15 protein-coding genes are annotated in these 16,411 nt (G+C 61.9%); 3 read left to right on the top strand and 12 right to left on the bottom strand.

Going from position 1 to position 16,411, the window contains the following annotated elements; all coding sequences use genetic code 11:
* Window position 1: 1 nt before the first annotated feature.
* From GV819_RS01980 to GV819_RS01965, 4 genes are all read right to left on the bottom strand, one after another.
* Window positions 2-1,900: a cytochrome c/FTR1 family iron permease gene (locus tag GV819_RS01980; RefSeq protein ID WP_161752971.1), complete on the bottom strand. Its 1,899-nt coding sequence runs from the start codon at window positions 1,898-1,900 to the stop codon at window positions 2-4.
* Between the two features lie 318 nt (window positions 1,901-2,218).
* Complete coding sequence (locus tag GV819_RS01975; protein ID WP_161752969.1) at window positions 2,219-2,851, bottom strand: LysE family transporter; 633 nt, start codon at window positions 2,849-2,851, stop codon at window positions 2,219-2,221.
* A 237-nt stretch (window positions 2,852-3,088) separates the two neighbouring features.
* Window positions 3,089-3,667 carry a mechanosensitive ion channel family protein gene (locus GV819_RS01970; protein ID WP_161752967.1) on the bottom strand — a complete coding sequence of 193 codons (579 nt, stop codon included), beginning with the start codon at window positions 3,665-3,667 and terminating at the stop codon, window positions 3,089-3,091.
* Complete coding sequence (locus GV819_RS01965; RefSeq protein ID WP_161752965.1) at window positions 3,667-5,577, bottom strand: ATP-binding cassette domain-containing protein; 1,911 nt, start codon at window positions 5,575-5,577, stop codon at window positions 3,667-3,669. The genes GV819_RS01970 and GV819_RS01965 overlap by 1 nt, the downstream gene beginning before the upstream one ends.
* A gap of 50 nt (window positions 5,578-5,627) precedes the next feature.
* On the opposite strand from GV819_RS01965, the gene GV819_RS01960 reads away from it, so the two are divergent.
* Window positions 5,628-6,092, top strand: a complete 465-nt coding sequence (locus tag GV819_RS01960; protein WP_161752963.1) for a TIGR02444 family protein — start codon at window positions 5,628-5,630, stop codon at window positions 6,090-6,092.
* Here the strand turns inward: GV819_RS01960 and GV819_RS01955 are convergent.
* Entirely contained in the window at window positions 6,089-7,132 is a 1,044-nt protein-coding gene (locus tag GV819_RS01955) for an AlgP family protein (RefSeq protein WP_161752961.1), read from the bottom strand. The genes GV819_RS01960 and GV819_RS01955 overlap by 4 nt on opposite strands.
* Before the next feature lie 193 nt (window positions 7,133-7,325).
* Here GV819_RS01955 and GV819_RS01950 point away from each other — a divergent pair, with 193 nt between their 5' ends.
* Entirely contained in the window at window positions 7,326-7,991 is a 666-nt protein-coding gene (locus tag GV819_RS01950; protein ID WP_161752959.1) for an FKBP-type peptidyl-prolyl cis-trans isomerase, read from the top strand.
* A gap of 61 nt (window positions 7,992-8,052) precedes the next feature.
* On the opposite strand, the gene rsd is transcribed toward GV819_RS01950, so the two are convergent.
* The 7 genes from rsd to GV819_RS01915 all read right to left on the bottom strand — a co-directional run bounded on the left by rsd (window position 8,053) and on the right by GV819_RS01915 (window position 14,372).
* On the bottom strand, window positions 8,053-8,511 hold the full coding sequence (rsd, locus tag GV819_RS01945) for a sigma D regulator (RefSeq protein WP_161752957.1): 459 nt from the start codon (window positions 8,509-8,511) through the stop codon (window positions 8,053-8,055).
* A 206-nt stretch (window positions 8,512-8,717) separates the two neighbouring features.
* Complete coding sequence (locus GV819_RS01940) at window positions 8,718-9,239, bottom strand: disulfide bond formation protein B (RefSeq protein ID WP_161752954.1); 522 nt, start codon at window positions 9,237-9,239, stop codon at window positions 8,718-8,720.
* 163 nt (window positions 9,240-9,402) lie between these two features.
* The gene (locus GV819_RS01935) at window positions 9,403-10,641 is read right to left on the bottom strand and encodes a heme biosynthesis protein HemY (protein ID WP_161752952.1); all 1,239 of its coding nucleotides are present in this window, start codon (window positions 10,639-10,641) and stop codon (window positions 9,403-9,405) included.
* Window positions 10,638-11,777: a uroporphyrinogen-III C-methyltransferase gene (locus GV819_RS01930; protein ID WP_161752949.1), complete on the bottom strand. Its 1,140-nt coding sequence runs from the start codon at window positions 11,775-11,777 to the stop codon at window positions 10,638-10,640. Before GV819_RS01930 ends, GV819_RS01935 begins: the two co-directional genes overlap by 4 nt.
* Window positions 11,778-11,793: 16 nt before the next feature.
* Entirely contained in the window at window positions 11,794-12,561 is a 768-nt protein-coding gene (locus GV819_RS01925) for a uroporphyrinogen-III synthase (protein WP_161752947.1), read from the bottom strand.
* A complete protein-coding gene (hemC, locus tag GV819_RS01920) occupies window positions 12,558-13,499 on the bottom strand; it encodes a hydroxymethylbilane synthase (protein ID WP_161752945.1) in 942 nt (313 codons plus the stop codon). The genes GV819_RS01925 and hemC overlap by 4 nt, the downstream gene beginning before the upstream one ends.
* Before the next feature lie 126 nt (window positions 13,500-13,625).
* The gene (locus GV819_RS01915; RefSeq protein ID WP_161752943.1) at window positions 13,626-14,372 is read right to left on the bottom strand and encodes a LytR/AlgR family response regulator transcription factor; all 747 of its coding nucleotides are present in this window, start codon (window positions 14,370-14,372) and stop codon (window positions 13,626-13,628) included.
* A 625-nt stretch (window positions 14,373-14,997) separates the two neighbouring features.
* Here GV819_RS01915 and argH point away from each other — a divergent pair.
* Window positions 14,998-16,392 (top strand): argininosuccinate lyase, encoded by a 1,395-nt coding sequence (gene argH / locus GV819_RS01910; protein ID WP_161752941.1) that lies wholly within the window; start codon window positions 14,998-15,000, stop codon window positions 16,390-16,392.
* The last annotated feature ends 19 nt before the right edge of the window (window positions 16,393-16,411 follow it).

The following is a 16,411-nucleotide window of genomic DNA, read 5'->3' as shown; positions in this document are numbered from 1 at the left end:
CTCAAGAAGCGTGCAAGCGCTGTTTCTCAGCCATACGACTACGGCTATAGAGCACCACAATCGCCAGGATCGCCACGGCCTGGGCGCCCAACGAATAAGCGTCAGCGTGGATCCCCAGCCAGTCAAAGTCGAAGAATGGCACCGGGCGAGTGCCGAAGATACCGGCTTCCTGCAATGCCTTGACCCCGTGCCCGGCGAACACCACCGACAAGGCGCACAGCAGCGCCGCGTTGATGCCGAAGAACAGTGCCAGCGGCAGCTTGGCCGAGCCCCGCAGGATCACCCAGGCCAGGCCCACCAGCAGCACCAGCGCGGTGGCGCCACCGGCCAGCACCGCGTTATGCCCGGCAGGACCTGCCTGCAGCCACAAGGTCTCGTAGAACAGGATCACCTCGAACAGCTCGCGGTACACCGAGAAAAACGCCAGCACTGCGAAACCGAAACGTCCGCCGCCGCCCACCAGGCTGCTCTTGATGTAGTCCTGCCAGGCCGCCGCATGCCGGCGGTCGTGCATCCATACGCCGAGCCACAGCACCATGACACTGGCGAACAGTGCCGTTGCCCCTTCCAGCAGCTCCCGCTGAGAACCGCTGACATCGATCACATAAGCCGCCAAGGCCCAGGTGGCCAGGCCCGCCAACAGTGCCAGCCCCCAGCCGACGTTGACGCTGCGCACCGCCGATTGCTGGCCGGTGTTACGCAGAAATGCCAGGATCGCCGCCAGCACCAGAATCGCTTCCAGGCCTTCTCGCAACAGGATCAGCAAGCCAGAGATAAAGCTCAGGGACCAACTCAGGCTATCCCCGCCCAAGAGTTCGGCAGACGCCTTGAGCTTGGCCTTGGCCGCGTCCAGGCGCTGCTCGGCCTGAGCCACCGGCAAACCGTCCTGCAACGACTGCCGGTAGGCCATCAGGGCCTTTTCCGTGTCCTTGCGCACCGTGGCATCGACGTTATCCAGGGAGCTTTCCACCAGCTCGAAGCCTTCCAGGTAGGCCGCTACCGACAGGTCGTAGGCCTGCTCATGGTCGCCATTGCGATAGGCCGCCAGGCTCTTGTCCAGGGTCGATGCGGTGTAGTCCAGCAGTTGCCCCGGCCCGCGCTTGACCTGAGGAGGCTGGGCGCGCTGGGCACGGAAGGTGGCTGCGGCCTGCGGACCCTGGGCCACCAGTACCTCGCCTGGGGTCTGTCGGGCCAGGTCGGCCAGGTTGAACTCCTGCTCGCCTTTGGCCGCTGCCGGATCGGCGCTGAAACCGGCGATATAGGTGGCCAGGTCCCAACGCTGACGGTCATCCAGCTGATCGGCGAAGGCCGGCATATCAGTGCCTTCGACACCCAGCCCCAGGGTGTTGTAGACCGCATACAAGCTCAGGCGGTCGAGGCGCCCGGCATCCCGCAGATTGGCCGGTGGCGGAGTCATGCCGACACCCGCCGGACCGTCGCCAGCACCGTTTGCACCGTGGCAAACCGAGCAATGCTGGGCGTACAGCGGCGCACCACGAGTCGGGTCCGGGGTGATGACCGGCGCCTGGCTGACCTCATAGGCTACTGCCAGCCTGGCGCCCATCTGCCGTGCCAGACGTGCTACCTGGCCGCCCTCGACACGTTCGTCGACAGCTTTGCGCAGGCTGACAATACCTTGCTCCAGCTCTGCCTTCTCCGGCTTGGCCGGCAGATCGGCGATCAGCCCCTGCAAGACCCCAAGAAACTCCACCTGCTCCTGGTATTCAGATTCATCGATAACCTTGCCCGCCTCCACCGTAGCGGGGTAGTCCGCGCCGATGTAGTCCAGAAGGTGCAAAGCCTTGGGGGCGCCATCGACGCTATCGGCCAGAAGGTTGAAGCTGCAAAACACCAGTACCGGCAGCACCAGCAACGCCAGCAAACGGGAGGGGGCGGTCATGAATGAATCTCAAAGGTAAATACGAAGTAATATATTGTTCACTCCCGATGCGTTTCACTCAAGGCTTATCGGCCCGCAGGAACATCTCGCGAGCATCAAGCAATCCGAACATGGATTGGCATACCGACCCTGGCTTGCGCATTCGGCCGCAGGCAGTACCGAAGATCGCAGCCATGAACCCGGGCTATCAGGAGCCTGCGCAGGAACATGTTCACGCACCCTCGGCAAGGCTAGGACACGGCACAGGTGATCAGGCGCCGAACCGTCCGCGAACGAAAAAGGCGACCCATCGGGTCGCCTTTTTTATCGTTGGAAAACCTAGACCGCCGCTTTGCGAATAGTCGCTAGCAGGCCCGCCGCACCGATGAACAACCCGGCGAAGGTACGGTTCACCCGTCGCTGCTGGACCGGGGTGCGCAACAGGCGCAAGACCTTGGAGGCCAGCCCGGTGTAGCCGGCCATGACGATCAGGTCGACAACGATCATAGTGCCGCCAAGAATCAGGTACTGCTTGAGCAATGGCGCATGTGGATCAATGAATTGCGGCAGCACTGCGAGCATGAACACCAGGGCCTTGGGGTTGCTGATGTTCACCAGGAAGCCGCGGAATACCAGGGCCAGGGGCTTACCGATAGGGCGAATGGCAGCATCGTCGCTAAGGTTGCTGGGCTGCGCCCGCCACTGCTTGACCGCCAGATACACCAGATAGGCCACACCGAACCATTTGATCGCATAGAACGCCGTGGAAGACGTGGCAAGAATGGCACCAACGCCAGCAGCAACAATCGCGATCTGCATGGCCAGGCCTAGTTGCAGGCCTAGGGCGTTCCAGTAGCCGCGCCAGAAACCGTATTGCAAGCCGCAGGACATCGACGCAATGGCGCCGGCTCCTGGAGAAAGACTGATCACCCAACTGGCGGCAAAGAACGCCAGCCATGTCTCAAGCACCATCGTACACCTCGGATCGAATTGGTCGTGACTGCCTAAACTAATCCTCCGACTTGCAGCTGACCATGTTTTTTCTCGGATGGGCGCTACGCGGCCCTGTAGCCGCGGCCACAGACGCCGATCAGTCAGACGCCAATCAAACCAGGCGCAGGCGGCTATAAGACTGCCAGAAGGCTTCGGACCTGGTGCTCCACACGCGACCTGAGCCTTCGGCAGTGGCCACAGGAGCAGCTAGACGGATTACTTTTCGCCTGTGCCCGGCAGCACGTCGCTACCGCGCCAGCGGCGTACGGAGCGCTGGAAGAACAAGCTGTTGGGCACCTGTACCATGGCACTGCCGGTGCCGGCTTCCTCGGACTCGATCAGGGTGGTGTACAGCAGGTTGATCGCCACGACCCGGCCCTTGACCCCAGGCTTGTCGACGGTGTCCACCAGCTCCACCACGTCACCCAGGCGGAACGGGCCGACGGTGAAGATCAGGATCGCGCACAGCAGGTTGGAGAGCACGCTCCACATGGCGAAAAATGCTACTGCTGCCACCGCGACGAACCCGGACAAGGCAGTCCACAACACGGTGGCAGACACCCCCAGGCGCTCCAGCACGAAGATCACCGCACTGCCCATGATCAGCCAGCGCAGGCCGCCACGCAGTGGCATCAACAACTGCGGCGGAAACGGATAGCGCTCGCCAAGGCGGGTCAGGCCACGGGCGATGAAGCGCTGGGCCAGATAGCCCGCCAGCAGGATCAGCAGGATCTGCGCGCCAATCCACAACGGGCCTATCCACTGCGCCGGCAATGGCAGTTGCAGCGCCTCCATCAGGACAGCGCCTCAAGTTCAGCCTGTAGGCTTTCCAGCAACTCCAGGGCTTCCATCCAGGACTCTTCCAGCTCGGACTCACGGCTCTTGAGCTTGGCCTGTTCGGCCAGTAGGTCCCGCAGTTGATCCTTGCGTGCAGCTTCATAGAGGTCGCTGTCGCCCAGGCTGGTCTCGATCTGCGCCAGGCGTCCATGCACCTTGCCCAGTTCGGCCTCCAGCTTGTCGGCCTCGCGCTTATGCGGTGCCAGTTGCTGACGCAGGGCAGCAGCGGCCTGGCGCTGAGCCTTCTTGTCGGTCTTGTCCGGGTTGACCGGGGTGTTGCTGACCGGGGCATTGCGCTGACGGTAATCCACCAGCCAGCGGGTGTAGTCGTCCAGGTCGCCATCAAACTCCTCGACCTTGCCGTCTGCCACCAGGTAGAAATTGTCCGTAGTGCTTTTGAGCAAATGGCGATCGTGGGAGACCACCAATACCGCACCGCTGAACTCCTGCAGAGCCATGGTCAGGGCCAGGCGCATCTCCAGGTCCAAATGGTTGGTCGGTTCATCGAGCAGCAACAGGTTCGGCCGTTCCCAAGCGATCAGCGCCAGGGCCAGACGGGCCTTTTCACCGCCGGAGAAATTCAGCACCGGCTCGTCGATACGCGCGCCACGGAAGTCGAAGCCGCCGAGGAAGTCGCGCAGGGTCTGCTCACGCTCGGTGGGCGCCAAACGCTGCAGGTGCAACAAGGGGCTGGCCTTGGAGTCCAGAGAGTCGAGCTGATGCTGGGCGAAATAACCAACCACGGTGTTCTCGCCACGGGTCAAACGACCGGACAAGGGTTGGAGCTCACCGGAAAGGTTCTTGATCAGGGTCGACTTGCCCGCACCGTTGGGGCCGAGCAGACCGATTCGCGCCCCCGGAGTCAGCTGCAACTTGACCTTCTCCAGTACGGTGCGCTCGCCATAACCCAGGCGAGCATCGGAGAGGTCGATCAGCGGGCTGGAGATCTTCGTCGACTCACGGAAAGTGAAATCGAACGGCGAATCGACATGGGCCGCCGACAGCTCCTCCATCCGTTCCAGGGCCTTGATCCGGCTCTGCGCCTGACGGGCCTTGGTGGCCTGGGCCTTGAAGCGGGCGATGTAGCTTTCCATGTGCGCACGTTGCGCCTGCTGCTTCTCGTAAGCTTGCTGTTGCTGGGCCAGGCGTTCGGCACGGGCTCGCTCGAAGGCGCTGTAGCCACCACGATAGAGGGTGATCTTGCGCTGATCGACATGGGCCACGTGGTCCACTACGGCATCAAGAAAATCCCGGTCGTGGGAGATCAGCAACAAGGTGCCCGGATAGCTCTTGAGCCACTCTTCGAGCCAAATGATGGCGTCGAGGTCCAAGTGGTTGGTCGGTTCGTCGAGCAGCAGCAGGTCGGACGGGCACATCAGTGCCTGCGCCAGGTTAAGGCGCATCCGCCAGCCCCCGGAGAAGTCACCGACCTGTCGGTCCATCTGGTCGTTGGTGAAGCCAAGGCCAGCCAGCAGCTTGCGTGCTCGGGCGTCGGCGGTATAACCGTCGGCACTGTCCAGCTCGGCATGCAGGCGCGCCTGGGCAGCGCCATCATGGGCGGCCTCGGCGGCAGCCAGGTCACGCTGCACCTGGCGCAGGCGCAGGTCGCCGTCGAGCACATAGTCCACCGCCAGGCGTTCGAGGGTATCGACCTCCTGGCGCATGTGAGCAATGCGCCAATCGGCAGGCAGGAAGCAGTCACCCGAATCCGGATGCAGCTCTCCGCGCAGCAGGGCGAACAGGCTGGATTTGCCGGCGCCGTTGGCACCGATCAGGCCGGCTTTATGGCCGGCGTGCAGGGTCAGCTCGGCGTCTTCTAGCAGACGTTGCGGGCCACGCTGTAAAGTCAGGTTCTGAAGTCGAATCATAATGGCGGCGGAGTCTACCAGCTTCGTTCGCAACTGGCGCGAGTAGCAATATGTCCTCTGACCTGTGGAGCTTTGCCCTGAAGACCTATGCCCTTCCCGGCGTACAAGAGGCCTGCCTGCAATTGCAGGACGGCGGGGCCGATGTCTGCCTGCTGCTCTGCGCTGCCTGGCTTGGCCAGCGGGGGGTCGGTTGCGATGAGCAACGCCTGAAGCAGCTTGAAGAGCTCGCGGCGCCTTGGCAGCGGGACGTGGTTCAACCCCTGCGGACCTTGCGTATCGAGTGGCGTGCAGCAGCAACCGAAGATGCCGACTTAGGCGCCTTGCGCGAACAGCTCAAGACCCTGGAGCTACAAGCCGAACGGCAACTGTTGATGCGCCTGCAGAAACAGGCTCGGGACTGGCCCGGCGCTCAAGCAAACAGTTTGGAAGATTGGCTGGAAGGACTGGCGGCCGAAGCCGCCGACCTCAACCGCGACGCACTGCAGGTGCTGTGTGTCGCGGTGACCGGCGCTTAGGAAGCGCTGGAAGGGGTGCCGACAGTAGCCGAAGCAGGTGCAGCAGCTGCGCCTGTGGCCGAGGCTGGCGAAGCAGCCGGTGCAGCCGGTTTGGCCGCAGCTGGCGCTGGCGCTGCTGGCTTGGCCGCTGGAGTAGTAGCGGGCTTGGCCACAGCAGGCTTTTTCGCGGCAGGTTTTGCGGCAGGCTTCGCCGCTGTCGATGCAGCTGGCTTGGCGGCTGCGGGTTTTGCGACAGGTTTTGCGGCAGCTTTTACCGGAGTTTTTGCGGCAACAGGTTTGGCTGCTGGCTTGGCGGCAGGTTTGGTCGCAGCAGCCGTTTTGGCAGCAGCTGGCTTGGCTGCAGGTTTAGCTGCTGGCTTCGCAGCTGCAGTTTTGGCGACTGGTTTAGCCACTGGCTTGGCTGCAGCGGCTTTAGCGGCTGGTTTGGCAGCGACAGGTTTCGCGGCCGCAGGCTTGGCTGCTGCAGTTTTGGCGGCCGGTTTAACGGCTGCAGACTTAGCCACCGCCGGCTTGGCAGCAGGCTTCGCTGCGCTGGCAGCAACTGGCTTTTTCGCAGCAGGTTTAGCCGCTGGCTTGGCGGGTGCTTTAGCAGCAGGCTTGGCTGCTGGTTTCTTCGCCGCAACAACTGCCGGCTTGGCATCGCGAGTGCTCAGTGCCTTGGCTACCGCTTCTTTCACGCGACCAACGCCTTGAGCCAATTTCAGGCTTTCCTGGGCATCACGCTTGAGTTGCAGGATGTAGCTGCGGGTTTGTGCCTGACGTGCCTTCAACGCATCCAGCAAGTCTTCGAGTTCTTTCACTGCAGTCTTGGCCTTGGCTTGTGCCTTGGCTTTTCCAGCCGTGGCAGCGTCCTGCAGCTTGGTGCGCGATTTGTGCAGTTTCTCTTGCGCTTTACCTCGTTGTTTTTCCAGCTTTGCGAGCAATTTCTCAGCGTCAGCCAAGGCTTGGGAACAAGCGTTTTCCAAATGTTCGAGCAAGCTGCCCGACAGCTGTTGGAGCAGGTGCAACGGAGTATTTACAGGCTTCTTATTGGCCGACATGGTTTACCTCCTGGCTGATGTGAGTTGCGGCTCATACTAGACCTCTGCTGCTACCGCCGCTAGGTCATGTTGACAGTATCGAAAGCCTGGCGTTGCAGCCGATTGAAAATGTTCTTCTCACCCACCCAAGTTGCTCACCAACGAGCGCGTTGTCGCTGGCATAATCCACCGCTACTCAGGCCGGAGAGTGCCCATGTCGCGTTACCTGTTTTTGTCCTTGAGCCTGTTCTTGCCTCTGGCTCAAGCCGCGGCCGAACCTCAGCCCAAGGACGCTCACGATCTTGCCTACAGCCTTGGCGCGAGTCTCGGCGAACGACTGCGCGATGAAGTGCCCGACCTGCAGATCCAGGCCCTGGTAGAGGGATTGAAAGCCGCGTATCAAGGCAAACCGCTGGCACTCAAGAACGAGCGCATCGAGCAGATTCTCGCCCAGCACGACGCACAGATCAGCGAGCAGTCAGCCAAGTCACAGACCGAGACCGCACTGGAAAACGAGCGACGTTTTCTCGATCAGGAAAAAGCCAAGCCCGGGGTTCGCCAACTGGCGGACGGCATTCTGCTGACCGAATTGGCTGCGGGTACCGGCAACAAGGCCAGCCCCAATGGCTCGGTCCAGGTGCGCTACACCGGGCACCTGCCCGACGGCACCGTGTTCGATCAGACCCAGCAGCCGCAATGGTTTCGTCTGGACAGCGTGATCGCCGGCTGGCGCAGTGCGCTGTCGCAGATGCCCACCGGAGCCAGATGGCGCCTGGTGATTCCTTCGAGCCAGGCCTACGGCACCGAAGGCGCCGGCGACCTGATCGCGCCTTATACGCCGCTAGTGTTCGATATCGAATTGCTCGGCGTCGCCGGCTGAAGTGTAGAAACGAAAAACGGCACGCCGAGGCGTGCCGTTTTTGTGTCGCTCAATCCCGTTCTCAGGCCTGAGCAACCGCTTCCTGCTTGTGCGCGTTGTGCAGCACTTCAATCAGGCAGTCTTCCAGCTCAAAGCGCTCGTGCAACAGGCCGCCCAGTTCCTTGAACTTCTGCGCCACACACTGCCCTGCATCACACAGGTCATTGAACGCCAGGAGCTTCTCGGTGATCACGTCGATACGTGGATAAAGGGTCTCGGCCAACTCGAGCCCGCGCTTGTCGCCAAAGGCCTTGGCTTCGCTGGTCAGCTGTTCGTAGATTTCAAAATGGCCGGCGGAAACGTAATCCACCAAGACCCCACAGAACTCCTGCAAGGGCTTCTTGCTCTCACTCAGAGCCTCGGGCTCGGCGCCCAGCGCATCATAGGCTCGAACCAGTTCGTGACGCTCCTGCAACCAGCGGTCGATCAGCAGATGCACTCCACCCCAACGTTCCTGAGCATTCTGACAACTATCGAGCATGGTGATCTCTCTTCCCTTATGGGTCATGCCGCTTGCCCGCCGTCCCCCTTGAAGACTCTGGATCCGGTCAGGCGCAACAGCATCGAGCAACATAATTCCAGTGACACGTGCGGGCCAGATTATGCCCGCTCGACAACAGCTTCAAGGTACGCAGGAGATAAAGTTCATACAAGCGTTTAATCCGCCACCCTTCGCCAAATACTGACTCAGGGCAACGCCGTAGCCTGCCGAACGCTGCGCAACAGCCGCAGCAAACGGTAGCCACTGAAGATCAGCATGATCACGAAAAACAGCAGGCTCCATTCCGGGAGGCTCATGTCGAGCAGGGTCCAGGTGACCTCGGCGCAGTCCGACGTCCCCATGAAGGTCAATTTCAGCGCTTGCCACCACGACAGGTTGCGCAACATGAAGGGCATGTCCGGCAGACAGGCCAAGAGTTGTTCGGAGGGGATATTCTGCAGCAGCACATGGCGCCCGGCAGTAATCACTCCAAGCATGCCCAGCAACAGGTTGAGCGCCCAATAGACCGCTCGCCCCAAGCGACCCGGCCCCTGCACCAAGGCCAGCAGATTTACGCCGCCGAACAACAACAGCAGCAAGCGCTGCATCCCCCACAGCGGGCAGGACTCCAGGCCACCACCGGATTGCAGGTTGAACGCCGCCCACGAGGCCAAGGCCCCCACCAGGAACACCAGGGAGAACAGCAAGCGGGAGCCGGCCAGCGACATGAGATATCCGTAACGGAAGAAACAGGCAGCCACGGTAGAGAAAGCGCTCGCTCCTTTCAAGGAGCGCTATGCCGCAGATGATCGGCGACCGGCAACGGATGAGCCACGATTCCCGGACAAAAAAGGCCGGAGCCTGAAACAGGCAACCGGCCCTGATGAAACATCAGACCCGCGCCGGAACCGGCAACGGCGAAGCCAGCAGACGCTCGTCCAACAGCCCAAGACCTTCTTGGAACAGTTGGTTGCTGCGTTCGGTATCTCCCAACTGTGCCAGCAGGCGGGCCAGTTCGGCACAGGCTTCGGGATTGCGCTGCAAGCGCAGGCTGCTTTCCAGATAGTCCCGGGCCTTGCCCCACAAACTGTTCTGCAAGCACAAACGCCCCAAAGTCAGCAGCAGGCTCGGGTCGTCTGCATGTTCCTTCAGCCAGTGCTCGGCAGTTTGCAACTGGCGCGATGGATCGCTGCCACGCACCAGGCCGTAAAGCCGCGCCAGGTGACTCTCATACTTGCGCTTGAGGGCGGTGCGCAAGGCTTCTTCAGCCTCGGCCGAAGCCCCCAGTTGGCGCAGTTGCTCGGCATAGGCCAGCACCAGTTGCGGCTCTTGACGTTGCGCCGACGTCAGTTGCTGCCAGGCGCGATTGAGCGACTGCAAACCGGCGGCCTGATCCTCTTCGCGCCTCGCCGCCAGGATCAGGTTCTCACCCCAGGCCCTACGTTCCAGCTCCTGCAACTCACTGGCGGGCAGGGCCTTGTCCTTGCGCAGATCAGGCAGCAGGCGGATCAGGGCCGACCAGTCACCACGCTGCTGGTGCAGACGCTGCAGCTGGCGCAGTACCTGGACACTGTGAGGATGACGCTCATGCATCGCTTGCAGGGTGCTCAGCGCGCCGTCGGTATCGCCACGATCGGTCTGCAATTGGGCATGACTCAGGGCCACTGCCAACTCGGCCTGCGGCTGGCGGGTCAGCGCTCGCTCCAACAGACGATCACACTCTTCATAGTGGCCCTGCTCATTGGCTGCCCGAGCCGCGCCTAGGTAGTACAGCAGTGGCTGGCGCTCAGCCTCGGCGGCGCGATGCAGGTGCTTTTGCGCGCTGGCCCATCGCCCTTCGGCGAGGTCCATCTGGCCTTGTTCAATGGCGATCTGAACCCGACGGCTGCGATTGCGTCGCGACCAGGGATTGACCACTCCACCGGAAACCATCACCAGTTCGATCAGCAGCTTGATGCCCCAGATCACCAGCCAGATCAGTGCCACCAAGGCCAGGGTTGCCCACAGACTCGATTCGTAGCGGAAGTTGCTATAGGCGATCAGCACGTACCCGGGATGCTCGGCGATGGCCAGTCCCAGCAGGCCGATGGCTGCAATGACCAGTAGAACAATCACATAGGCGCGCTTCATGGGCTCGTCTCCTGGGCGCTGTTCGCCGCAGGCTTGGCCAGTGGTTTAACGGACTCTTCAGCGTTCAAGTTGCGCCGCTCAAGATAGGCCTGGACGGTGTTCAGGGTCTTCGCCAGGTCCGGAGTCACCACGGTCACTGGCTGCTTGCTCAACTCCGCCAGGCGCTCAAGCATGATCTTGCTTTGCGGATTGTCCTGATTGAAGTTGCCGACCAGCACATCGCGGGCTTCCGTCAGCGCCTGGGTATAGACCGCCGCCTGGCCGTTCAGCGCCGCCCACTGCGCCTGCTCCAGAGCCAGGCTCAAGGCCAGGCGCACCTGGGTCAGGCCCTGGCCGGCCAGCAGCGGACGAATGTTCTTGTCGGCATTGAAGTCGATACGGAAGTAGCGGGAGATCTGATCCCACCATTGCGCCCAGCGGCTGGCGCCGTCGCCATCGGCGGTCAACCCCAGTAATGACTCGCCGCGATCCTTGTACTCCGGAGCCACGGCACTGAGTTCGAGCACCTGATCACGCAAGGCGCCCAATTGCAGGAACAGGCCGGTGCGATCCGGCTGCTCAGTACTGCGCAGGGCTGCAAGGCTCTTGGCCAACTGCTCGCGGGCAGCGAATGAGCCCGGATCGTTCTGCTCTCGCAGTATATCGTCGGCCCCCTGGACCAGAGCCTGGGCACTGCTGATGTCCTGCAACGCGGACAACCGCAGGCTGGCCAGGCGCAGCAGGTGCTCGGCCTCGGCCAGGCGCCAGTCCTTGCGGCTAGCACCAAGCACGGTTTCCAGACGCTGGTTCAGGCGCTGCTGATCACTTTGCAACTGGGCTACCAGGCGCCGCCGGTCTTCCAGCTCATCGGCCGCTGGCAGTAGCTGAAGACGCTCGCTCAGGCGTTGTTCACTGAGCTTGAAACTCTGCGCCTGGTCTCCCAACGCCTGCAACTGACTCAGTTGCTGCTGGTGATTGGCTTGCAGGTTACGCACCTGCCAGATTCCCCAGCCGCCGGCAGCGACGCCCGCTGCTCCGAGCATCAGGGCCAGAATCGCCAAACCGTTGCCACGACGTTCAACGGTTGGGGTCGTGGGTTCAGTCGGTGTTTTGGGCTCCGGCTGAACTTCATCTTTAGGCAAGGCTGTTTCGCTCACGTATCCATCCTTTGCGTTAGAGAACGGGCACGGGGTGCTCCCGTAACGCCGTTAGCAAAGCCGCGGCACTGGCGCCACGACAATCCACAACTTTTTCCGCCCCGGCGGCACGTGCCATATCGGCGACCCGGGGGCTTGGAACAAACAACGGTATCTTCGCCAGGTGCGACCAGGCCGGGCCGGCCAACTGCCGCAAGTGGCTGAAACCCTGCCCACTGCTGACCACCAGCCCGTTCAAGCGTTCCACTTGAATCCGCTGTTGCAGCGCATCCTCGGCGTAGTGCGGCAAGCAACGGCGATAGAGTTCCAGATAATCGACACTAGCACCTTGGTCGCGCAAACGCTCAGAGAGCAGTTCGCGACCGCCCTCCCCGCGCACGATCAGCACCCGCGGATCAGGCCGGCGGATAGCCTCGCGCAACTGGGCAAGTGCAAGCAAGGCTTCACTATCATCACCCAGCTGTGGGTAGAACACTCGCAGACCGGCATCCGCAAGAATCTGTCCGGTGGCAGCGCCCACGGCGAACCAACTCTGGCTCGGCGGCTGTGGCCAGAACTGTCGCAGCAGTTTCAGGCCCAGGTGCGCCGCAGGCTTGCTGACCACTATTACCGCGCAATAACGATCCAGCTCGAGCAAGGTCGCCCGCTGCGAATCGGTAACGGGCAAGGCTTGAATATCCAGCAATGGCAGGCTGCTGCTGAAGATCCCGGACTCGGCCAGAGTCGCTGCCAGTGCAGCGCAATCCTCGGCCGGCCGGGTCAGCAGCAAGCGCCAGCCAGTCACTCTCCGTCCGCCTCACCGTAGACCGCACGCAGAATGTCATTGGCACCCTGCGCCAGCAGATCATCCGCTACTTGCACCCCCAACTCCGCGGCGGATGCTCGCGGGCCTCGAGCCTCGGCGCAGAGCAGCAGGCCGCCACTCGGCTCGCCCACCAGGCCACGCAGCCAGATCTGCTCGCCTTCCAACACTGCGTAGCAGGCAATCGGCACCTGGCAGCCACCATTCAAATGCTTGTTCAACGCGCGCTCGGCGGTTACCCGGCTGGCGGTGTCAGCATGGTGCAAAGGTGCCAGCAGCGCGTGAATTTCGCTGTCGACGCTGCGGCATTCGATGCCAACCGCACCCTGGCCACCAGCCGGCAGGCTGTCGTCGACACTGATGGAGGAACTGATGCGTTCTTCGAAACCCAGGCGGATCAGGCCGGCGGCCGCCAGGATGATCGCGTCGTACTCGCCAGCGTCCAGCTTGGCCAGGCGGGTATTGACGTTACCTCGCAGAAAACGGATCTGCAGGTCAGGACGGCGAGTCAGCAACTGAGCCTGACGGCGCAGGCTGGATGTACCTACCACGCTGCCCTCCGGCAATTGCTCAAGGCTGGCGTAGGTATTGGAGACAAAGGCGTCACGCGGATCTTCGCGTTCACAGATGCAGAACAACCCCAAGCCTTCGGGGAAGTCCATAGGCACATCCTTCATCGAGTGCACGGCGATATCGGCCTGATTTTCCAGCAACGCGGTTTCCAGCTCTTTGACGAACAGGCCCTTGCCGCCGATTTTCGACAAAGGCGAGTCGAGCAATTTGTCGCCGCGGCTGACCATGGGCACCAGGGTCACGATAAGGCCCGGGTGGGCCTCTTGCAGACGGGCTTTGACGTATTCGGCCTGCCACAAGGCCAGAGCACTTTTGCGGGTAGCGATGCGGATTTCGCGAGAGGACATGGATCAATCCGTACTGAATAGATACGGCAGATAATAACAGCTCAGCCAAAGCAGCTTTGACTTGTATCAGAAACGCGGCAGCCTCCCGACACCAGGCTGCATGTTTTGCGCGCCTGAAATCCCGACTTAAAGCTGTTGCATCATCTTGCGCACGCCCGCTACATGCCGCCGGCTGACAATCAGCGCATCGCCATTGAGCCCCTTGAGGTACAACTGGAAATGCCCCAGCGGCGTACGCTGCAAGCGCTCGATACGCTCGCGAGCCACCAGCGCATTGCGATGGATACGCACAAAGCGCTCGCCAAACTCATCCTCCAAGGCCTTCAAGGGTTCATCCAGAAGCACTTCACCACCCTCGTGACGCAAGGTCACGTACTTGTGGTCGGCAATGAAATACACCACCTGAGCCAGGGGAATCAGCTCGATGCCTTTGCGGGTACGGGCACTGATGTGGCTACGTGGGCCGTTGCCACTCTCCGCAGCTGGCCGGGTCAGGGCCGCCAGTTGCACCCGATTGGGCCTCTCGGCCTTTTTCAGCGCTTCCAGCAGCAGTTCGGGGCGCACAGGCTTGACCAGATGGCCAACGCCACTGTCATTGAAAGCCTCAAGGGGGAATTCGTCCGGAGCCGCGCAAAACACCAGCGCCGGAGGCGTCTCGCGCTCGCACAGCTTGCCGGCGACTTGCAGGCCGTCCAGCCCGGGCATGCGGACATCGAGCAAGACGATATCCGGCTTCAGGCTGTCGATCAGGCTCAGTGCCTCTTCGCCATTGGTGGCGCTGGGCTCCAGGACACTGTATCCCTCAAGCTCACTGACCATTCGGCTCAGGCGCTCGCGGGCTAGGGGTTCGTCATCAACGATCAGGACATTCATATTGCGCTGGATTCCTGCGTGAGTCTCGCACAAGGATAGCGTAGACAGGTGGAGTGACGTCCGTCACGGCGATCCACGCTAAGACTAGTGCGAAGGCCAAAAAGTGCCGCAAGTCGGGCACCAATATTTACCCGTACCTGCCCGATACCGCCCAGGGTCAGTGGATGCGCGACGACGTCGCAGGGAATGCTGATCTTCAACACAAAGCCCCCCTCGTTACTGTGGTCGGCGTCCACCCTGCCTGCACCCGCCTCGTTTGGTGGACGGATTACCTGGACCTGCGCGGTGTGAACTCGGTGGACGGCCCACTGCGAACACGCGAGGGGTGTTACGCAATTGTGCCCGTCCTCCTGTCCAACTGTAGACGGTTGCCAAGACGATATTGCTCAATCGATAAATATCGTTTGATCGATATCACCTTCAGCACTCACGGCGCTCCCTCCCCTGGTGCGCTTTCGAAAGTACTGGCTGCAGTCTCTGCGCCCCCGAGGCTGGCGACAAGCCATACAGAGGCCGCCCGGAGAAAAAAAGCTGCCGACCAGTGCCAGCGACAGCCCGGGCAACCCTGTTATTATCGGCGCCTGTTTTTCACGCCATCTTCCTTCAGCAGATCACGAGCGAATTCATGAGCACTGACAAGACCAATCAGTCCTGGGGCGGCCGCTTCAGTGAACCCGTCGACGCCTTCGTCGCCCGCTTCACCGCCTCTGTCACTTTCGACCAGCGCCTGTATCGCCACGACATCATGGGCTCCATTGCCCACGCCACAATGTTGGCCAAGGTCGGGGTGCTCACCGACGCCGAGCGCGACAGCATCGTCGATGGCCTGAAGACCATCCAGGGCGAGATCGAGGCCGGCAGCTTCGACTGGCGCGTGGACCTCGAAGACGTGCACATGAACATCGAAGCGCGCCTGACCGACCGCATCGGCGTCACCGGCAAGAAACTGCACACCGGCCGTAGCCGGAACGACCAGGTGGCCACCGACATCCGCCTGTGGCTGCGCGACGAGATCGACCTGATCCTCGGGGAAATCACCCGCCTGCAGAAAGGCCTGCTGGAATTGGCCGAACGCGAAGCCGAAAGCATCATGCCAGGCTTCACCCACCTGCAGACTGCACAACCCGTGACTTTCGGGCATCACATGCTGGCCTGGTTCGAAATGCTCAGCCGTGACTACGAACGCCTGGTGGACTGCCGTAAGCGTACCAATCGCATGCCTCTGGGCAGTGCTGCACTGGCCGGTACCACCTACCCGATCGACCGCGAACTGACCTGCCAGCTGCTGGGCTTCGAAGCCGTCGGTGGCAACTCCCTTGACAGCGTTTCCGACCGTGACTTCGCCATCGAATTCTGCGCTGCCGCCAGCGTAGCGATGATGCACCTGTCGCGCTTCTCCGAAGAGCTGGTGCTATGGACCAGCGCGCAATTCCAGTTCATCGACCTCCCGGACCGCTTCTGCACCGGCAGCTCGATCATGCCGCAAAAGAAAAACCCCGACGTACCTGAACTGGTGCGGGGCAAGAGCGGCCGGGTATTTGGCGCACTGATGGGCCTGCTGACCCTGATGAAAGGCCAGCCCCTGGCCTACAACAAGGACAACCAGGAGGACAAGGAACCGCTGTTCGACGCCGCCGACACCCTGCGCGACTCACTGCGGGCCTTCGCCGACATGATCCCGGCCATCAAGCCCAAGCACGCCATCATGCGTGAAGCGGCCCTGCGCGGCTTCTCCACCGCCACGGACCTGGCGGACTATCTGGTGCGCCGCGGCTTGCCGTTCCGTGATTGCCACGAAATCGTCGGTCACGCGGTGAAGTACGGCGTCGAGACCGGCAAGGATCTGGCGGAAATGAGCCTGGAAGAACTGCGCAAGTTCAGCGACCAGATCGAGCAGGACGTGTTTGCCGTGCTGACCCTGGAAGGCTCGGTGAATGCCCGTAACCACATCGGCGGTACCGCGCCGGTCCAAGTCCGAGCCGCCGTAGCTCGCGGCCAGGCACTGCTGGCCAACCGCTAAGCCCCTGTCGAGCCCGTCC

This window comes from Pseudomonas sp. Fl5BN2, assembly GCF_009908205.1.
Classification (GTDB): Bacteria; Pseudomonadota; Gammaproteobacteria; order Pseudomonadales; family Pseudomonadaceae; genus Aquipseudomonas.
Note: the sequence above shows the minus strand (reverse complement) of the source record. Positions and strands in the feature narration are given on the sequence as shown.